Source organism: Clostridioides sp. GD02377 (assembly GCF_045899875.1).
Classification (GTDB): Bacteria; Bacillota; Clostridia; order Peptostreptococcales; family Peptostreptococcaceae; genus Clostridioides; species Clostridioides difficile_A.
In genome coordinates, this window is the sequence record NZ_JBJODA010000056.1 from 1 (window position 1) to 1,179 (window position 1,179).

At 27.8% G+C, this 1,179-nt stretch carries 1 protein-coding gene; it reads left to right on the forward strand.

Features of this window, described 5'->3' with window-relative positions; genetic code table 11:
• The coding region (locus Q3304_RS20675) for a histidine kinase (protein ID WP_407815332.1) at nucleotides 1–1,057 on the forward strand (1,057 nt) is incomplete at its 5' end.
• Nucleotides 1,058–1,179 lie beyond the last annotated feature (122 nt).

Genomic DNA, 1,179 nt, shown 5'->3' on the forward strand with positions numbered 1-1,179 from the left:
AAATTATAGCGAAAGTACTTTAAACTTATATGCAGCAATAGAATCAATTCGTGGTCAATTTATAGACCCATTTAAAATTCCATTGATTATATATGATGATTCATGGAATATAGTTTTAAAAAATCCTTACTTTCCTTTATTTTGCTTTGAAAAATGTAATCCTATGAAATTTCCTCAAAATTGTGATTGTATGAATCGAAAAAGTAGTAACCAATTTGTATGTAAGCATGGGATAACAATATATAACATCCCAATACTGTATAAAAACAATAGTATAGGCGTCATAAGGGGTGGATATGTATTATTATCTGATTTAAACTTAGATACAACACATAGTAATTTATATGATATACCAGAAGGTGCTGCTAGAAGTATAAAACGTCTCTTAAAACAAATATCTAAAAACATAATAAATTTTTGTTCATTCAATGATATAAGAAAGGATTTGCAAGAAAAGGAGAATACTATTGCAAGAACATATCATTATGGAGAGCAACTGGAAATGAATTTAAAAGTAGCTCAAGATATGGTTACTAACTTAAGGATAAATCATCATTTTTTATTTAATACCCTAAATTCAATGGCAAGTATAGCACTTGATGATGGTAGTTATGATTTATATAGTGCAATAATAGATTTATCTAAAATGTTTAGATATACAATGAGGTCTGATTTACGCTTTGTAGAATTAGAATCGGAAATATTATATATTAAAAATTATTTAAACTTACAGAAATTACGCTATGGAGATGCACTTAAAGTAAATTATCTTATTCCTAAGAAGCTATACAGTCTTTCTGTACCTTTTAACTTTATTCAACCTATTGTAGAAAATGCTTTTACACATGGGTTTAGAGATATTGATACAGAAAAAAGAGTAGAAATAATTGCAAGAGTAGATTCTGAGTATGCGATTATGGAAATTCATAATAATGGAACTATTTTGGAGGAAAATAGTATAGACAAAATAAAAGCAGGTATTCGTAGTAATAATGGTCATGGATTGTCTTTAATATATACAAAGTTTACATCTGCTTATGGAAATGACTTTGATTAAAAAATAGCTACACACACTTGTGACTTTAGTCATGAGTTAGTAGCTAAAATAGTCAGCGTATAGGGAAACTTATATGTAGAGATAGGATAGAACCTATCCAATACTACTTGAATTGCTGGAAA